This is a genomic window from Pseudomonas sp. A (assembly GCF_056270345.1).
Genome location: NZ_CM149873.1, coordinates 1,880,248 through 1,896,523 on the forward strand (window position 1 = coordinate 1,880,248; position 16,276 = coordinate 1,896,523).

Sequence of the window (16,276 nt, forward strand, 5' to 3'; positions counted from 1 at the left end):
CCCTGGCCCCACTGGGGCGGGCATTGGTGGGTTGGGTGGCGTTGATGGGCACGGCCCAGGCCGCGCCCTATGTGGAGAGTGGCCGGCTGGGTGACGCCAGCAGCTGGCGCAGCAGCGAGTTCAAGGCCGACTGGGGGCTGGGGGCAATCCACGCCGACAGCGCCTATGCCGCCGGCTATAGCGGCAAGGGGGTGAAACTGGGGATCTTCGACCAGCCGGTATACGCCCCGCACCCCGAGTTCGCCGGCAAGGACAAGATCGTGACCCTGGTCACCAGCGGCATCCGCCAGTACACCGACCCCTATATTCCGGTGAAGGCCGGTGATGCGTTCCGCTATGACGGCAGCCCGTCGATGGGCTCGGATGGCAAGCTCGGCTCCCACGGTACCCACGTCGGCGGGATCGCCGCCGGCAACCGTGACGGCGAGTCGATGCACGGCGTGGCCTACGCTGCGCAGATCATCAGTGCCGACAACGGCGACCCCGGTCCCGAGGACGGCATCGTCCTGGGCAACGATGGCGCGGTGTACAAGGCCGGCTGGGACAGCCTGGTGGCCAGCGGCGCGCGGATCATCAACAACAGCTGGGGCATCGGCATCACCGACCGCTTCGCCAAGGGCGGGCGCAATCCGGACTTCCCGCATTTCACCGTGGACGATGCCCGGGCACAGTTCGCGCAGATCCAGCCGCTGCTGGGCACCTTGCCCGGCGGCGCCTACGACGGGGCCATCGCTGCAGCCCGCAGCGGAGTCCTGACTATCTTCGCCGCCGGCAACGACTACAACCTGAACAACCCCGATGCAATTGCCGGGCTGGGCTATTTTGTCCCGGAGATCGCGCCCAACTGGCTGACCGTCGCGGCGCTGCAGCAGAACCCCGACACCAGCAGCGCAAACCCCTATCTGGTCAGTACGTTCTCTTCCCGCTGCGGCTATACCGCAAGCTTCTGCGTCTCGGCTCCCGGTACCCGGATCTACAGCGCGGTGATCGGTGGCACCAGCCTGGAAGACCTGACCCAGGGCTACGCCAACAAGAACGGCACGTCCATGGCCGCGCCCCATGCCGCTGGCGCGGCGGCGGTGCTGATGGAGCGCTTCCCCTACATGAGCGGCGCTCAGATCGCCAGCGTGCTGCGCACCACCGCCACCGACATGGGCGCGCCCGGCATCGATGCCTTGTACGGTTGGGGCATGATCAACCTGGACAAGGGTATCCGCGGTCCGGGCATGTTGGTCACCGAGCAGGACATCCCCGAGGAGTTCCGCATCGCCGGTGGCTACGGCCCGAGCCAGTTCGTGGTCGATCTGCCGGGTGTCGGCGCCGTGGTGGATGCCGGCAGGCCGACCCAGCGACGCTGCAACGACCTTAGCTGCGTGCTGGACCTGTGGAGCAACGATATCTCCGGCCATGGCGGCCTGACCAAGCAGGGTATCGGTACCCTGGTGCTCAGCGGCAACAACACCTATGCCGGGCCGACCCTGGTCAACCAGGGGCGGCTGGCGGTCAATGGCTCGCTGCAATCGACGGTGACCGTCAATGACGGCGGCGTGCTGGGTGGCAATGGCCGGATCGGTGCGCTGGTGGTCAACCGTGGTGGCGTGGTGGCGCCGGGCAACTCAATCGGCACCTTGCGCGTGGCCTCCGACGTGACCTTCCAGCCGGGCTCGACCTATGCCGTGGAGGTTGATGCTACTGGCAGCGACCGCCTGGTCAGCGATGGCACGGTTTCGGTAAACGGTGCGAACCTGGCCCTGGATCTGCGGAACCCCGGTGTTTCGCTGCAGTCCCGGCAGGCAACCAGCCTGGTGGGGCGTCAGTTCGACATCCTGCAGGCCGCAGGCGGCGTGCAGGGCGGTTTTGCCGCTGTGCAGTCCAACCTGCTGTTCCTCGGTGGTGGCTTGGCCTATACCGGCACCGGGGTGCAGCTGGCGGTGCAACGTAGCGCCAGCTTCGCCAGTGTCGGCTTGACCGCCAACCAGCGTTCGGTGGCCGCGGCTGCCGATCGGCTCGGTGCGGGCAACCCGGTCTACGAGAGCCTGCTGTTGTCGGCCGATGCCGGCAGCGCCCGGCAGGCGTTCGATCAGCTGTCCGGTGAAATCCACCCGGCGGTGGGTAACCTGCTGCTCAACGACAGTCGCCAATTGCGCGACGCCGTGGGCGAGCGTACCCGCCAGCAGGGTGTCGCCGCCGCTCCGGCCTTGGACGGCCAGGGCAACGGCCTGTGGGTCAAGGCCCTGGGGGCCTGGGGCAAGGCCGACGGTGATTCCGGGCATGCGCGCTACAGCAGTTCGATTGGCGGCATGCTGCTGGGGGTTGATGGACAGATGAGCGAGGACACCCGCGTCGGCGTCTTCACCGGCTACAGCGACAGCTCGCTGAGCATGGGCGATGGTCGTCATTCCTCGGCCAGCGTCGACAGCTACCACCTGGGTGCCTATGCCGGTAAGGAACTGGAGCAGGTGCGCCTGAGCCTGGGCGGCAGCCACAGCTGGCACCGCATCGAGACCAAGCGCGAGCTGCAGTACAACGAGGTCAGTGATCGCCAGAAGAGCAAGCGCGATGCGCAGAGCACCCAGGTGTTCGGCGAGGCCGCCTGGAAAGTCGCGGTGCCGGGCATGGCGCTGGAGCCGTTCGCCAACCTGGCCTATGTGCATATCGCCAGCGACAGCTTCAAGGAGCATGGTGGCGCTGCCGCGCTCAAGGGTGGACGGGATAACCGCGATGCCTGGCTCTCGACCCTGGGCATGCGCGCCGGCAAGCAGCTGCAGTTGTCCAGCGGCCAGGCGGTGGAACTTTCCGCGACCCTGGGCTGGCAGCACAACCTGAGCTCCACCGGATCCGACCAGCACCTGGCCTTTGCCGGTCAGAGCGATACCTACAAGGTCCAGGCGCTGTCTCTGGACCGTGATGCGGCGGTGGTCGGCGCACGGGCGGGGATCAGCCTGGGGCGTCAGGCCCGGGTCAACCTCGATTACAACGGACTGCTGGGTAGCCGCGACAAGAGCCACGGGGTCGGCCTGACCCTGGACTGGGCGTTCTGAGGCCCTGAAAAACAAAACGCCCGATGCTGTGCATCGGGCGTTTTGCTTGGCCTGGCTGAACCGCCATTTCGCAATTACAGGTCCTTGATGCTCTGCACCTGGTCCTTGTTGATGCGGGTCGGCTTGCCGTCCAGTTGCTTGAACTCGTAGAAGCCGGAGTTGCGGTCGAAGTGCGGAGTGTCGGTAGTCTGCAGTTCGCGACCATCGTTGAGGGTGATCACGCTCGGGGTGGAGCAGCCGGCCAGGGTGGCGAAGGCGCCGATCAGCAGGGCGGGCAGCAGCAGCTTTTTCATGGGGTACTTCCTGGATCAGAGGGAAAAGGCGAGCGTCATGACGCTCGCCGAAGGGTTGTCAGTCGATGTATTCGAACAACTTGACGATCTTCTGCACGCCCGACACGCCCTGCACCACGTTGGTGGCGGCGTTGGCCTCCTGCTGCCGGACCAGGCCGAGCAGGTAGACAATACCGTTCTCGGTGATCACCTTGATGCGCGAGCTGGGAACGCTTTCGTCGGTCAGCATCTGGGTCTTGATCTTGGTGGTCAGCCAGGCGTCGTTGTTGCGCGCCAGGATCGAAGAGGGCTGAATCACTTGCAGCTCGTTATGCACCTTCTTGACCCGCTGCACCTGGCCGGCGGTCTGCTCGGCAAGGGACTTGAGGTCGGCGCGCGGGGTCTGGCCGGCGAGCAGCACCACGCCGTTGTAGCTGCTGACGACGATGTGCGAGCCCTTGTCCAGCTCAGGGTTGGCCTTGGCGATGTTGACCGAGACCTTGGTCTCGATCAGCGAATCGTCGATCTTGCTGCCGATGGTGCGGGTGCCGCGGTCATCCTCGATCGGCGAGTTGCGGGTCGAGGTCAGCACGGAACTGCAGCCGGAAACACCCAGGCACAGGGTTAGGGCCATCAGGCCAAGACGCTTGGAGATCATTCTTCACTCCCGAACAGTTGGCTGTCGATCAGGTCGCACAGACAGTGGATCGCCAGCAGGTGGACTTCCTGGATGCGTGCGGTCACGGTCGAGGGTACGCGGATTTCCACGTCCTCGGGCAGCAGCAGCGAGGCCATGCCGCCGCCGTCGCGCCCGGTCAGGGCAACGACGATCATTTCGCGGTCATGGGCGGCCTGGATCGCCTGGATCACGTTGGCCGAGTTGCCGCTGGTGGAGATCGCCAGCAGAACGTCGCCGGGCTGGCCCAGGGCGCGGATCTGCTTGGAGAAGATTTCGTTGTAGCTGTAGTCGTTGGCGATCGAGGTGAGCGTGGAGCTGTCGGTGGTCAGGGCGATGGCCGGCAGGCTCGGGCGCTCGCGCTCGAAGCGGTTGAGCAGCTCCGAAGAGAAATGCTGGGCATCACCGGCCGAGCCGCCGTTGCCGCAGGCGAGCATCTTGCCGTCGTTGAGCAGGGTGTTGACCATGACCAGGCTGGCCTGCTCGATGTAGGGTGCCAGGATGTCCATTGCCTGTTGCTTGGTGTCGATGCTGTTCTGGAACAGTCGGCGGATTCGGGATTGCATGTCCATCTGGGTGACCTTAAGAGGGGCGGTGGCCTTTGCTACGCGCAACAGTGACCAGCCCGCGAAACATAGAGCTAGAAAATCGAATTGGGTTCAGCATTCGAAGGCGTTTTTCAGCCAATGAAGCGGTTGCCCCGCATGCCCCTGGCCCTGCAGGGCGACTACGTCGAAACGGCAGGGGTGGGTGGCCCAGTGGGGCGTTTGCTGCAGGAAGAGGTTGGCGGCCAGCGCCAGTCGCTGCTGCTTGCGCCCATCGATACTGGCGAGCGCTCCGCCGAACTCCGCATGCAACCGGTAGCGGACTTCGACGAATACTACTGTATCGGCATCGAGCATGACCAGATCGAGCTCGCCCCGCTTGCATCGCCAATTGCGCGCCAGCAGCCGCAGGCCTTGCCCTTGAAGGTAGTCAAGGGCATGGTCCTCGGCGGCCTGGCCGGCATGGCTGGGCGATGCGCCAGGCATCAGCGCGGCGTGTCCGGCAGGCGCTTGACCTGGCCGCCGGCGAACTCGGCCCACGGCAGCTGGCGTTCGACGCGCTGGTTGGCATTCATGCTCAGGCTGCCGGACAGGCCTTCGACGCGGTTGTCCGGCAGTGCCTTGAGCTGGCCCAGGCGCGGCGCCAGGCTGTAGGCGTCGACGCCCATGGCGTACAGGCGGCCGAGGCTGCCGGCGGCCTGCGGCCACTGCTGCACGACCTGCTGGCGCAGGCTGTTGCTGGTGTCCAGCAGCCACGGCGTTTCGCAGAAGCGGATGCCGTTCATGTCGTTGTACTGGTTGACGTCGCCGCTGGCGCTGTACAGGTTGGAGGTGGCGTAGACCGGCACGTCGCCGGCGTACTGGAAGTTCAGCGTCGGCTTGATCTGCTGGGCCTGCTGCGGCGTCGAGGCGAGGAAGATGAAATCGATGTCCTGGCGGCGCGAAGGCTGGGCGGCGATGTTACCGCCGACGGTGCTCTGCAGGCTCTTGGCGCGGCCTTCGCTCTGGCGCAGCTGGAACAGGTCGGCGATCTGCTGGGCGAGGGCGACTGGCTGGGCAATACGTTGGGCACTGATCAGGGTGCCGCCATTGCCTTCCCAGTCCTGACGGAAGGCGGCGAGCACGCGGTCGCCCCATTCACCGCTCGGCACCAGGGCCACGGCGCGAACCATGCCGTCGGCGCGGGCGCGGCGGGCGACTTCGCGGGCTTCGTCCTCGGCGGCCAGACCGAACTGGAACAGTTGCGGCGGGGCTTTCTGGCCGGCGTCAGCGTAGTTCAGGGCCAGGGTGGTGATGGGCAGTTGCGGGTAGGCGGCGAGCTTCTTGACCAGCGGTTTTTCCAGCGGGCCGACCACCAGTTGCACACCGGCGGCCTGGGCCTGGCGGTAGAAGTCATCGAGCGAGGTGATGCGCGAGCTGTCGAACACCTGCACCGCCGGGGCCGGCTGGCCACCTTGCTGGGCCTGGAAGTGGGCGGCCATGAAGCCGTCGCGCAGGGCGCGGGCGACGCCGGCCAGCGGGCCTTCCTGGGGCAGCAGCAGGGCGATCTTGGTCAACGGCTGGCTGGCCAGTTCCTTGAGCTTGACCAGGGCGGTCGGCAGTTGCCGGGCCGCCGGGTGCTCGGGGTGTTGCTGGCGCCAGCTGTCGATGGCGGCCTGTTGCTGCTCCAGGGTGCCGGCGCGCTTCACGGCGAGGGCCAGGCTGGTCCAGCTGGCCAGGGTCTCGTTGGCGGCGGGCTGCTGCAGCTGTTCGGCGGGCAGCGAGGCGACCAGGGCCCAGGTCGCGTCGTTGTTGGCGGCGGCGGCCTGCTCGCTGAGCAGCGGTGCCAGCAGTACGCGCTGCTGGGCGGCGGCCAGGGCCTGGCCGTCGGCTTCGAGGGCGGCGGCGTGGACGCTGTAGGTGCGAACCTGCTGCTCGGCCGGCAGTTCGCCGACGCGCTGCAGGCTCGGGTGGCCGAGGGCGGTCAGGGCGGCCTTGGGCTGGTTGCGGCTCATGGCCAGTTCCGCGGCCAGGGTCGAGGCGAACACCTGCTGGGCGGGCTTGAGCGGTTCCAGCGGGACCTGCTCGAGGATCCGGGCCGCGCGCGGGAAGTCCTTCTGCTTGTATGCCAGGTCCGCGGCGCTCAGGCGCAGCAGGGCCGCGTCCTCGGCGGACTTGCTGGAGGCCGCCTTCTCGAGCAGTTGCTCGATGCTGGCGTCCGGGGTGCGCGGCAGTTCGCCCAGGCTGGATGAGGGCGAGCTGGCGCAGGCTGCCAGCAGGGCAGCGAGGCAGAGGGCTGTGAGCAGCCGCAGACAAGCGATCATGTAAAGGTCCTGTTACTCGATCAAGTTGGCCGGCAATTGTACCCAAGCGGGGGGCGGGGCGCGATCTCGTCGACACTGATCCTTCACTATAGGTGGCCGCTGGGGGGGCCGGGGGTGAAGTTCTTTGCGCCCTGTTACCGGCGCTCGGGCTACAATGACGACCTTTGATCCGGAAAGCAGGTGTGCGCAGTGACTGATGTTGCAGGGGTTTCGAAATCCACGTTGGGCAAGCTTTACGTCGTCGCCACGCCCATCGGCAACCTCGACGACATGAGCGCCCGGGCGCTGAAGGTGCTGGCCGACGTGAGCCTGATCGCCGCCGAGGACACCCGTCACTCGGTGCGCCTGCTGCAGCATTTCGGCATCGACACGCCGCTGGCGGCCTGCCATGAGCACAACGAGCGCGATGAAGGCGGGCGTTTCATCACCCGCCTGCTGGCCGGCGACGATGTGGCGCTGGTGTCCGATGCCGGCACGCCGCTGATTTCCGACCCGGGTTATCATCTGGTGCGCCAGGCGCGTGCCGCCGGGGTGCAGGTGGTGCCGGTGCCCGGCGCCTGCGCGCTGATCGCCGCGCTGTCGGCGGCGGGGCTGCCGTCGGACCGCTTCATCTTCGAGGGGTTCCTGCCGGCCAAGGCCGCCGGGCGCAAGGCGCGCCTGGAGCAGGTCAGGGAAGAGCCGCGCACGCTGATCTTCTATGAGGCGCCGCATCGCATCCTCGAATGCCTGCAAGACATGGAGGCGGTGTTCGGCGGCGAGCGTCCGGCGCTATTGGCCCGCGAGATCACCAAGACCTTCGAGACCCTGAAGGGGCTGCCCCTGGCCGAGCTGCGCGCGTTCGTGCAGGACGATAGCAACCAGCAGCGCGGCGAGTGCGTGGTGCTGGTGGCCGGCTGGAGTGCGCCGGAGGGCGAGCAGGCGATCAGCGCCCTGGCCCAGCGCGTGCTGGACTTGCTGCTGGCCGAGCTGCCGTTGAAGAAGGCCGCGGCATTGGCGGCCGAGATTACCGGGGTACGCAAGAACCTGCTCTATCAGTTGGCGCTGGAGAAACAGAAGGCCGATTAATAGCCTTCGAGGTGCTCGACGTTGGGGTTGCAGCGCCTGTGAGACCGAGCGCCGCCCGCGCGGCGCATCGCGGATGAATCCGCTCCTACATCTGTTGCAACGTACCGAACCTGTCAGGCCATGGTTGCCAGCCTTGGCGCAGGTCTTGAGAGGAGTGGGGCGGCAACAATGCCCACCGAAAAAACCGCGTCGAGCACACAAGGCTTACAACCATGGCCTATCAGGCATGGTCACGTTGCGACAAATGTAGGAGCGGATTCATCCGCGATGCGCCGCGCGGGCGGCGCTCGATCTCAAGGATGCTGCCGATAGTGGCGTAACGGCATTATTTGTCACATCGCTTGTTCTTGGGCGCGCCTCCCGGTAACCTTGTCGGCGGAGAGTCGATCGGACAGTCGCTGCCGTCTTTTGTTCTGCAAGAGGCGGGGGAGGAAAGTCCGGGCTCCATAGGGCAGAGTGCCAGGTAACGCCTGGGAGGCGCGAGCCTACGGAAAGTGCCACAGAAAACAACCGCCTAAGCGCTTCGGCGCCGGTAAGGGTGAAAAGGTGCGGTAAGAGCGCACCGCGCGACTGGCAACAGTTCGTGGCTAGGTAAACCCCACTCGGAGCAAGACCAAATAGGGTTCCATACGGCGTGGCCCGCGTCGGAACCGGGTAGGTTGCTAGAGGCGTCCAGTGATGGCCGTCGTAGAGGAATGACTGTCCTCGACAAAACCCGGCTTACAGATCGACTCTCCACCTCTTCCTTCCCTGCTTGAATCGATAGCAGAAGCGTCCTGGTAATACCGAAAAATTCTTACTCTTAATAAATCACTTTAACTTCGCACTCTATCCGCTTGAGTGTGTTTGATTTTTCCCGTCAGTTTTCTTCTCCGGCAATCCTTCCACCTTCCTTTGTTGAGCTAAATCGCCGTCCTGTAAGGGATTTCCTTATGAACGTGCCTTGACGGTGTGGCGGGCGGATTCCTATAGTGTGCGCAAGTGGCAGAAAGTGGGATGAAGTGGGTTTTCTGACACAAAAAAGCTAACATTGTGGGGAATCGCAGCCGTGTTCCGCGGAGCCAACGCCGTCAGCCTCGATGCCAAGGGTCGTCTCGCCATGCCGAGCCGGTACCGTGACGAGCTCGATTCGCGTTGCAATGGTCAACTGATCGTGACCATCGACGCCGTTGACCCCTGCTTGTGTGTTTATCCCCTCGATGAGTGGGAACAGATAGAAGCCAAGTTGCGCGCCTTGCCGTCGTTGCGTGAGGAAAACCGTCGCCTGCAGCGTTTGCTGATCGGGAACGCGGTTGACCTGGAGCTCGATGGCAGCGGGCGTTTCCTGGTGCCGCCGCGCCTGCGTGAGTACGCCAAGCTGGACAAGAAGGCGATGCTGGTGGGGCAGCTGAACAAATTCCAGCTGTGGGATGAGGATGCCTGGAACGCGGTTTCGGCAGCCGACCTTGCAGCTATTCAACAACCGGGCGCCATGCCCGATGATTTGCGTGACCTGATCCTGTGACCATAGATAGCGGCTTCAACCACATCACCGTCCTCCTCGACGAAGCCGTCGAGGCCTTGGCCCTGCGCGCCGACGGTTGCTATCTGGACGGCACCTTCGGGCGCGGCGGCCACAGTCGGCTGATCCTCAGCAAGCTCGGGTCGCAAGGGCGACTGCTGGGGTTCGACAAGGATCCACAGGCGATTGCCACCGGGCAAGCGCTGGCGGCCGAAGACGGCCGCTTTGTCATTGTGCAGCGCAGCTTTGCCGAGCTGGGCGCCGAGGTGGCCGAGCGCGGACTGGACGGCAAGGTCGGCGGCATCCTGCTCGACCTGGGCGTGTCTTCGCCGCAGCTCGATGACCCCGAGCGCGGCTTCAGCTTCCTCAACGACGGCCCGCTGGACATGCGCATGAACCCGGACCAGGGCGTCAGCGCCGCCGAGTTCATCGCCACCGCGCCAGAGGAAGAAATCGCCCGCGTGTTCAAGGAATACGGCGAGGAGCGCTTCGCCAAGCGCATGGCCCGTGCCGTGGTGCTGCGCCGCGAGCAGCAGCCGTTCACCCGCACCGGCGATCTGGCCGAGGTGCTCAAGGTCGCCAACCCGGCCTGGGAGAAGGGCAAGAACCCGGCCACCCGTGCCTTCCAGGGGCTGCGCATCCACGTCAACAACGAACTGGGCGACCTGGAGACCGGCCTCGAAGCCGCGATCGACGCGCTGGAGGTCGGTGGCCGCCTGGCGGTGATCAGCTTCCATTCCCTCGAGGATCGCATCGTCAAGCTGTTCATGCGCAAGCTGGCCAAGGGCGAGGCGGACAACCTGCCGCGCAACCTGCCGGTGCAGCACAAGACCTTCGAGCCGAAGATCAAGCTCATCGGCAAGGCGCAGTTCGCCTCCGAAGCCGAGCTCAAGGCCAACCCGCGATCGCGCAGCGCCGTGATGCGGGTGGCGGAGAAGTTGCGGTGAGCCGGCTGTTTGCCAAACCTTTGCCAGGCGGAAGCTTCCTGATGCTTCTGCTGTTCGTCGCCGTCCTGATTTCGGCCATTGCCGTCTCCTACAGCGCCCACTGGAACCGCCAGTTGCTCAACACCCTGTATGGCGAGTTGAGCGAGCGCGACAAGGCCCAGGCCGAGTGGGGTCGGCTGATCCTCGAGCAAAGCACCTGGACCGCGTCCAGCCGTATCGAGAGCCTGGCCTCCGAGCAGCTCAAGATGCGCGTGCCCGCCGCTGACGAAGTGCGGATGGTGGCGCCATGATGAAGCTCGAGGGTGCACTCTACCCCTGGCGGTTCAGGGTGGTGATCGGCTTGCTGGCGCTGATGGTCGGTGCCATCTGCTGGCGCATCATCGACCTGCAGGTGGTCGACCGTGACTTCCTCAAGGGCCAGGGCGATGCCCGCAGCCTGCGTCATATCCCCATTCCCGCGCACCGTGGCCTGATCACCGATCGCAATGGCGAGCCGCTGGCCGTCAGTACCCCGGTCACCACCCTGTGGGCCAACCCCAAGGAGATGCAGGCAGCCAAGGAACGCTGGCCGCAGCTGGCCGCCGCGCTCGGGCAGAACCCGCAGCAGCTGACCGAGCGCCTCACCCAGCAGGCCAGCAAGGAATTCATCTACCTGGTCCGCGGCCTGACCCCGGAGCAGGGCCAGCACGTGCTCGACCTGAAGGTGCCGGGCGTCTACGGCCTGGAAGAGTTCCGCCGCTTCTATCCGGCCGGCGATGTCACCGCGCACATGGTCGGCTTCACCGACCTGGACGACCATGGTCGTGAAGGCGTCGAGCTGGCCTATGACGAATGGCTCGCCGGAGTGCCCGGCAAGCGGCAGGTGATCAAGGACCGGCGCGGCCGGCTGATCAAGGACATCCAGGTAACCAAGAACGCCAAGGCCGGCAAGACCTTGGCGTTGTCGATAGACCTGCGCCTGCAATACCTGGCCACCCGCGAACTGCGCAACGCCATCGCCGAACAGGAAGCCAAGGCTGGCAGCCTGGTGATCATGGACGTCAAGACCGGCGAGGTCCTGGCCATGGTCAACCAGCCGACCTACAACCCGAACAACCGCCGCAGCATGTTCCCGGCGGCCATGCGCAACCGGGCGATCATCGACGTCTTCGAGCCGGGCTCGACGGTCAAGCCGATCTCCATGAGCGCGGCGCTGCAGAGCGGCCGCTGGAAACCCACCGACAAGGTCGAGGTGTATCCGGGCAGCCTGCAAATTGGTCGCTACACCATCAAGGACGTGTCCAGGAGCGAGGGCCCGATCCTCGACCTGACCGGCATCCTGATCAACTCGTCCAACGTCGGCATGAGCAAGATCGCCTTCGATATCGGTGGCGAGGCCATCTACCGGGTGATGTCCCAGGTCGGTCTGGGCCAGTACACCGGCCTCGGTTTCCCGGGCGAGCGCGTCGGCAACCTGCCCAACCACCGCGAGTGGCGCAAGGCCGAGACCGCGACCCTGTCGTACGGTTACGGCGTGTCGGTGACCGCCCTGCAACTGGTGCATGCCTACGCCGCGCTGGCCAACGACGGCAAGATGGTGCCGCTGTCGATCCTCAAGGTCGACAAGGCGCCGGAAGCCGTGCAGGCGATCCCCAAGGAAACCGCCGAAACCGTGCAGGCCATGCTGCAGCAGGTGATCGAGGCGCCGCGCGGGGTATTCCGCGCCCAGGTGCCGTTCTACCACGTGGGGGGCAAGTCGGGTACCGCGCGCAAGGCCACCGTCGGCTCCAAGGGCTACACCGAGAACGCCTATCGCTCGCTGTTCGCTGGCTTCGGCCCGATGAGCGACCCGCGCTACGCCATCGTCGTGGTCATCGACGAGCCGAGCAAGGGCGGCTACTTCGGCGGCCTGGTCTCGGCCCCCGTATTCAGCAAAGTGATGTCGGGCACCCTGCGCCTGATGAATGTACCGCCGGACAACCTGCCGCCCTCGACGCAGCAAGCCAGCGCAGTACCCGCCAAGGGAGGGCGAGGTTGATGACGATGCCATTGAGCAAACTGTTTGCCCATGCCAGCCGCGATCCGTTGATCCGCGAGCTGACCCTGGACAGCCGCGCCGTGCGTCCGGGCGACCTGTTCCTGGCCGTGCCGGGGGCCAAGGTCGATGGTCGCGCGCACATCGCCGATGCCCTGGCCCGTGGCGCCGCCGCGGTGGCCTATGAAGAGCAGGGCGCCAGCGTGCTGCCGCTCACCGATGCGCCGCTGATTCCGGTCAAGGGCCTGATCGGCCAGTTGTCGCAGATTGCCGGGCGCTTCTATGGCGAGCCGAGCCGTCAGCTCGACCTGGTCGGCGTGACCGGTACCAACGGCAAGACCAGCGTGACCCAGCTGCTGGGCCAGGCGCTTGATGCCCTTGGCCGGCGTTGTGGCCTGATCGGCACGCTTGGCACTGGCTTCTATGGCGAGCTGCAGAGTGGTCGCCTGACCACGCCGGACCCGATTGCCGTGCAATCGACCTTGAACGACCTGAAAAAGGGCGGCGCCAAGGCCGTGGCCATGGAGGTTTCCTCCCATGCCCTCGAACAGGGTCGGGTGGCCGCGCTGGACTTCGATATCGCGGTGATGACCAACCTGTCCCGCGACCACCTGGACTACCACGGCAGCATGGAGGCCTACGAGGCCGCCAAGGCCAAGCTGTTCGCCTGGCCAAGCCTGCGCGCCCGGGTGGTCAACCTGGATGATGACTTTGGACGTCGCCTGGCAGATGCTCCAGCCACATCGCGCCTGATCAGCTACAGCCTGCAGGATTCGGCGGCGACGCTGTTCTGCAAAGAGTCTGCCTTCAACGATGATGGCGTGCGCGCCGTGATCGTCACCCCACAGGGCGAGCATGTCCTGCGCAGCCGTCTGCTGGGGCGTTTCAATCTGAGCAACATGCTGGCGGCGGTAGCCACGCTGATGGCGCTGGACTACCCGCTGGATGAAATTCTCAAGGTCACCCCGCAACTGCACGGGCCGGTCGGCCGCATGCAGCGCCTGGGTGGCGGTGACAAGCCGTTGGTGGTGGTCGATTACGCTCACACCCCGGATGCCTTGGAAAAAGTACTCGAAGCGCTACGTCCGCACGCTCACGGCAAGCTGCTGTGCCTGTTCGGCTGCGGTGGCGATCGTGACGCCGGCAAGCGTCCGCTGATGGCCGAAGTGGCCGAGCGCCTGGCCGACCGTGTGCTGGTCACCGACGACAACCCGCGTAGCGAAGACCCCCTGCGGATCTTTGACGATATTCGCCCCGGTTTCGCCACGCCTGCGGCCGTCGCGTTCGTCGCCGGCCGTGGCGCGGCCATTGCCCAACTGATCGCCAGTGCCAGTGCCGACGACGTGATCGTCTTGGCAGGCAAGGGACACGAGGATTACCAGGAGATCAACGGCAAGCGCCATGACTTCTCCGACCTGGTCGAAGCCGACAAGGCACTTGCAGCCTGGGAGGCGCCACATGCTTAAGCCGATGATCCTCAGCCAGCTGACCGCTGCCCTGGGTGCGCGCCTGGCAGGCGCCGACGCCAGCTTCAGCGGAGTGAGCATCGACAGCCGCACCGTCGCTGCCGGCCAGCTGTTCGTCGCCCTGACCGGGCCGCGCTTCGATGGCCACGACTATCTGGCCGACGTGAAGGCCAAAGGCGCCGTCGCCGCGCTGGTCGAGCGTAAAGTCAGCGATGTCGACCTGCCACAGCTGCTGGTCGCCGATTGCCGTGTCGCCCTTGGTCAGCTCGGCGCCCTGAACCGTGCCGCCTTCGACAAGCCGGTGGTGGCCATCACCGGCTCCAGCGGCAAGACCACGGTCAAGGAAATGCTCGCCGCGATCCTGCGCACCCGCGGGCCGGTGCATGCCACCCGTGGCAACCTGAACAACGACCTTGGCGCACCTTTGACCCTGCTGGAGATCGCTCCGGAGCACAGCGCCGCGGTGATCGAGCTGGGCGCCTCGCGCATTGGCGAGATTCGCTACACCGTTGGCCTGACCCAGCCGCAAGTGGTCATCATCAATAACGCCGGTACCGCCCATGTCGGTGAGTTCGGCGGCCCGGAGAAGATCGTCGAAGCCAAGGGCGAAATCCTCGAAGGCCTGGGCGAGGGCGGCACGGCCATCCTCAACCTGGCCGACAAGGCGTTCGAGATCTGGCGCAAGCGGGCGGGCGCTCACCGCATCTTCAGTTTCGCCCTGGACAACCCGCAGGCGGACTTCCACGCCAGTGATATCGGGCGCGACGCTCGTGGCTGCCCGTCGTTCACCCTGCACGGCCCGACTGGCAGCGTTCCGGTGCAACTGAACCTGCTCGGCACCCACAACGTCAGCAACGCCCTGGCCGCCGCCGCCGCCGCCCATGCCGTTGGTCTGAGCCTGAGTGGCATCGCCGCCGGCCTCGCTGCCGTGCAACCGGTCAAGGGCCGCACCGTGGCGCAGATCGCGCCCAGCGGCGTGCGGGTCATCGACGACAGCTACAACGCAAATCCCACCTCGATGTGCGCCGCCATTGATATACTCGCCGGCTTTTCCGGACGCACCGTCCTGGTGCTCGGGGATATCGGCGAACTGGGGCAATGGGCCGAGGAAGGTCACCGCCAGGTGGGTGACTACGCACGCGGCAAGGTCGACGCGCTGTACGCGGTGGGTACCAACATGGCCCATGCGGTCAAGGCGTTCGGCGCCAATGCCCGCCATTTCGCTACTAAAGCTGAGCTTATCGCTGCCGTTGGCACCGAGAATGCCAGCGACACCACTATCTTGATCAAGGGCTCGCGCAGCGCTGCGATGGAAAACGTCGTGGCCGCACTGTGTGGTGCCAGCGGGGAGAAACATTAATGCTGCTGCTGTTGGCTGAGTATCTGCAACAGTTCCACAAGGGCTTCGCGGTCTTCCAGTACCTGACCCTGCGCGGGATCCTGGGTGTGCTGACCGCGTTGTCCCTGGCCCTGTGGTTGGGCCCGTGGATGATCCGTACCCTGCAGATCCGCCAGATCGGTCAGGCCGTGCGCAACGACGGCCCGCAATCGCACCTGTCCAAATCCGGCACCCCGACCATGGGCGGCGCGCTGATCCTGTCGGCCATCGCCATCAGCACCCTGCTGTGGGCCGACCTGACCAACCGCTACGTATGGGTGGTGCTGATCGTCACCCTGGCGTTCGGCGCCATCGGCTGGGTCGACGACTACCGCAAGGTGATCGAGAAGAATTCCCGCGGCCTGCCGAGCCGCTGGAAGTATTTCTGGCAGTCGGTGTTCGGCCTGGCCGCGGCGATCTTCCTGTACAAGACCGCGCCGACCAGCGTCGAGACCACGCTGATCATCCCGATGCTCAAGGACCTGGCGATTCCGCTGGGTGCCGGGTTCATCGTGCTGACCTATTTCGTCATCGTCGGCTCGAGCAACGCGGTCAACCTGACCGACGGCCTCGATGGCCTGGCGATCATGCCGACGGTGATGGTCGGCGGTGCCCTGGGCATCTTCTGCTACCTGTCGGGCAACGTGAAGTTCGCCGAATACCTGCTGATCCCGTACGTGCCGGGCGCGGGCGAGCTGATCGTGTTCTGCGGTGCGCTGATCGGTGCCGGCCTGGGCTTCCTCTGGTTCAACACCTACCCGGCCCAGGTATTCATGGGCGACGTCGGCGCACTGGCACTGGGCGCGGCCCTGGGCACCATCGCGGTGATCGTCCGCCAGGAGATCGTCCTGTTCATCATGGGCGGCGTGTTCGTGATGGAAACCCTGTCGGTGGTCATCCAGGTGGCGTCGTTCAAGCTCACCGGCAAGCGCGTGTTTCGCATGGCGCCGATCCATCACCACTTTGAACTCAAGGGTTGGCCCGAGCCACGGGTGATCGTCCGCTTCTGGATCATCACCGTGATTCTGGTGCTGATTGGCCTTGCCACCCTGAAACTGAGGTAAACGA

Annotated in this window: 14 protein-coding genes and 1 other RNA gene; 10 read left to right on the forward strand and 5 right to left on the reverse strand. The window is 65.6% G+C overall.

Going from position 1 to position 16,276, the window contains the following annotated elements; genetic code table 11:
- The first annotated feature begins 44 nt into the window (after window positions 1-44).
- On the forward strand, window positions 45-3,041 hold the full coding sequence (locus tag AC0MAZ_RS08530) for an autotransporter outer membrane beta-barrel domain-containing protein (protein ID WP_475861399.1): 2,997 nt from the start codon (window positions 45-47) through the stop codon (window positions 3,039-3,041).
- A 74-nt stretch (window positions 3,042-3,115) separates the two neighbouring features.
- On the opposite strand, the gene AC0MAZ_RS08535 is transcribed toward AC0MAZ_RS08530, so the two are convergent.
- The 5 genes from AC0MAZ_RS08535 to AC0MAZ_RS08555 all read right to left on the reverse strand — a co-directional run bounded on the left by AC0MAZ_RS08535 (window position 3,116) and on the right by AC0MAZ_RS08555 (window position 6,837).
- Complete coding sequence (locus AC0MAZ_RS08535) at window positions 3,116-3,334, reverse strand: YgdI/YgdR family lipoprotein (RefSeq protein ID WP_028689754.1); 219 nt, start codon at window positions 3,332-3,334, stop codon at window positions 3,116-3,118.
- Between the two features lie 58 nt (window positions 3,335-3,392).
- Entirely contained in the window at window positions 3,393-3,971 is a 579-nt protein-coding gene (locus AC0MAZ_RS08540) for a BON domain-containing protein (protein ID WP_050703839.1), read from the reverse strand.
- Entirely contained in the window at window positions 3,968-4,561 is a 594-nt protein-coding gene (locus tag AC0MAZ_RS08545) for a phosphoheptose isomerase (protein WP_198744430.1), read from the reverse strand. Before AC0MAZ_RS08545 ends, AC0MAZ_RS08540 begins: the two co-directional genes overlap by 4 nt.
- An 87-nt stretch (window positions 4,562-4,648) precedes the next feature.
- Window positions 4,649-5,020, reverse strand: coding sequence for a YraN family protein (locus AC0MAZ_RS08550; RefSeq protein WP_203647913.1), 372 nt, complete (start codon window positions 5,018-5,020; stop codon window positions 4,649-4,651).
- Window positions 5,020-6,837: a penicillin-binding protein activator gene (locus tag AC0MAZ_RS08555; protein WP_232854672.1), complete on the reverse strand. Its 1,818-nt coding sequence runs from the start codon at window positions 6,835-6,837 to the stop codon at window positions 5,020-5,022. Before AC0MAZ_RS08555 ends, AC0MAZ_RS08550 begins: the two co-directional genes overlap by 1 nt.
- A 270-nt stretch (window positions 6,838-7,107) precedes the next feature.
- Between AC0MAZ_RS08555 and rsmI the strand changes: the two genes are divergently transcribed.
- The 9 genes from rsmI (at window position 7,108) to mraY (ending at window position 16,272) form a co-directional block, all read left to right on the forward strand.
- Window positions 7,108-7,902, forward strand: a complete 795-nt coding sequence (gene rsmI, locus AC0MAZ_RS08560; protein ID WP_232854778.1) for a 16S rRNA (cytidine(1402)-2'-O)-methyltransferase — start codon at window positions 7,108-7,110, stop codon at window positions 7,900-7,902.
- A gap of 379 nt (window positions 7,903-8,281) precedes the next feature.
- Window positions 8,282-8,641, forward strand: an RNA gene (gene rnpB, locus AC0MAZ_RS08565) — RNase P RNA component class A.
- 309 nt (window positions 8,642-8,950) lie between these two features.
- A complete protein-coding gene (gene mraZ / locus AC0MAZ_RS08570; RefSeq protein ID WP_011535546.1) occupies window positions 8,951-9,406 on the forward strand; it encodes a division/cell wall cluster transcriptional repressor MraZ in 456 nt (151 codons plus the stop codon).
- Window positions 9,403-10,350, forward strand: a complete 948-nt coding sequence (gene rsmH, locus AC0MAZ_RS08575; protein WP_442964114.1) for a 16S rRNA (cytosine(1402)-N(4))-methyltransferase RsmH — start codon at window positions 9,403-9,405, stop codon at window positions 10,348-10,350. The genes mraZ and rsmH overlap by 4 nt, the downstream gene beginning before the upstream one ends.
- A complete protein-coding gene (gene ftsL, locus AC0MAZ_RS08580; protein WP_028689746.1) occupies window positions 10,347-10,640 on the forward strand; it encodes a cell division protein FtsL in 294 nt (97 codons plus the stop codon). The genes rsmH and ftsL overlap by 4 nt, the downstream gene beginning before the upstream one ends.
- Window positions 10,640-12,367, forward strand: coding sequence for a peptidoglycan D,D-transpeptidase FtsI family protein (locus tag AC0MAZ_RS08585; protein WP_162232950.1), 1,728 nt, complete (start codon window positions 10,640-10,642; stop codon window positions 12,365-12,367). Before ftsL ends, AC0MAZ_RS08585 begins: the two co-directional genes overlap by 1 nt.
- Window positions 12,367-13,830, forward strand: coding sequence for a UDP-N-acetylmuramoyl-L-alanyl-D-glutamate--2,6-diaminopimelate ligase (locus tag AC0MAZ_RS08590; RefSeq protein ID WP_232854671.1), 1,464 nt, complete (start codon window positions 12,367-12,369; stop codon window positions 13,828-13,830). Before AC0MAZ_RS08585 ends, AC0MAZ_RS08590 begins: the two co-directional genes overlap by 1 nt.
- Window positions 13,823-15,190, forward strand: a complete 1,368-nt coding sequence (locus tag AC0MAZ_RS08595) for a UDP-N-acetylmuramoyl-tripeptide--D-alanyl-D-alanine ligase (protein ID WP_475860861.1) — start codon at window positions 13,823-13,825, stop codon at window positions 15,188-15,190. The genes AC0MAZ_RS08590 and AC0MAZ_RS08595 overlap by 8 nt, the downstream gene beginning before the upstream one ends.
- Complete coding sequence (gene mraY / locus AC0MAZ_RS08600) at window positions 15,190-16,272, forward strand: phospho-N-acetylmuramoyl-pentapeptide-transferase (protein ID WP_028689742.1); 1,083 nt, start codon at window positions 15,190-15,192, stop codon at window positions 16,270-16,272. The genes AC0MAZ_RS08595 and mraY overlap by 1 nt, the downstream gene beginning before the upstream one ends.
- Window positions 16,273-16,276: the final 4 nt, after the last annotated feature.

Coding starts and splice junctions, on each gene's coding strand:
- AC0MAZ_RS08530 (WP_475861399.1), top strand. CDS start 45: ATGGGCACGGCCCAGGCCGCGCCCTATGTGGAGAGTGGCCGGCTGGGT.
- AC0MAZ_RS08535 (WP_028689754.1), bottom strand. CDS start 3,334: ATGAAAAAGCTGCTGCTGCCCGCCCTGCTGATCGGCGCCTTCGCCACC.
- AC0MAZ_RS08540 (WP_050703839.1), bottom strand. CDS start 3,971: ATGATCTCCAAGCGTCTTGGCCTGATGGCCCTAACCCTGTGCCTGGGT.
- AC0MAZ_RS08545 (WP_198744430.1), bottom strand. CDS start 4,561: ATGGACATGCAATCCCGAATCCGCCGACTGTTCCAGAACAGCATCGAC.
- AC0MAZ_RS08550 (WP_203647913.1), bottom strand. CDS start 5,020: ATGCCTGGCGCATCGCCCAGCCATGCCGGCCAGGCCGCCGAGGACCAT.
- AC0MAZ_RS08555 (WP_232854672.1), bottom strand. CDS start 6,837: ATGATCGCTTGTCTGCGGCTGCTCACAGCCCTCTGCCTCGCTGCCCTG.
- rsmI (WP_232854778.1), top strand. CDS start 7,108: ATGAGCGCCCGGGCGCTGAAGGTGCTGGCCGACGTGAGCCTGATCGCC.
- AC0MAZ_RS08585 (WP_162232950.1), top strand. CDS start 10,640: ATGAAGCTCGAGGGTGCACTCTACCCCTGGCGGTTCAGGGTGGTGATC.
- AC0MAZ_RS08590 (WP_232854671.1), top strand. CDS start 12,367: ATGACGATGCCATTGAGCAAACTGTTTGCCCATGCCAGCCGCGATCCG.
- AC0MAZ_RS08595 (WP_475860861.1), top strand. CDS start 13,823: ATGCTTAAGCCGATGATCCTCAGCCAGCTGACCGCTGCCCTGGGTGCG.
- mraY (WP_028689742.1), top strand. CDS start 15,190: ATGCTGCTGCTGTTGGCTGAGTATCTGCAACAGTTCCACAAGGGCTTC.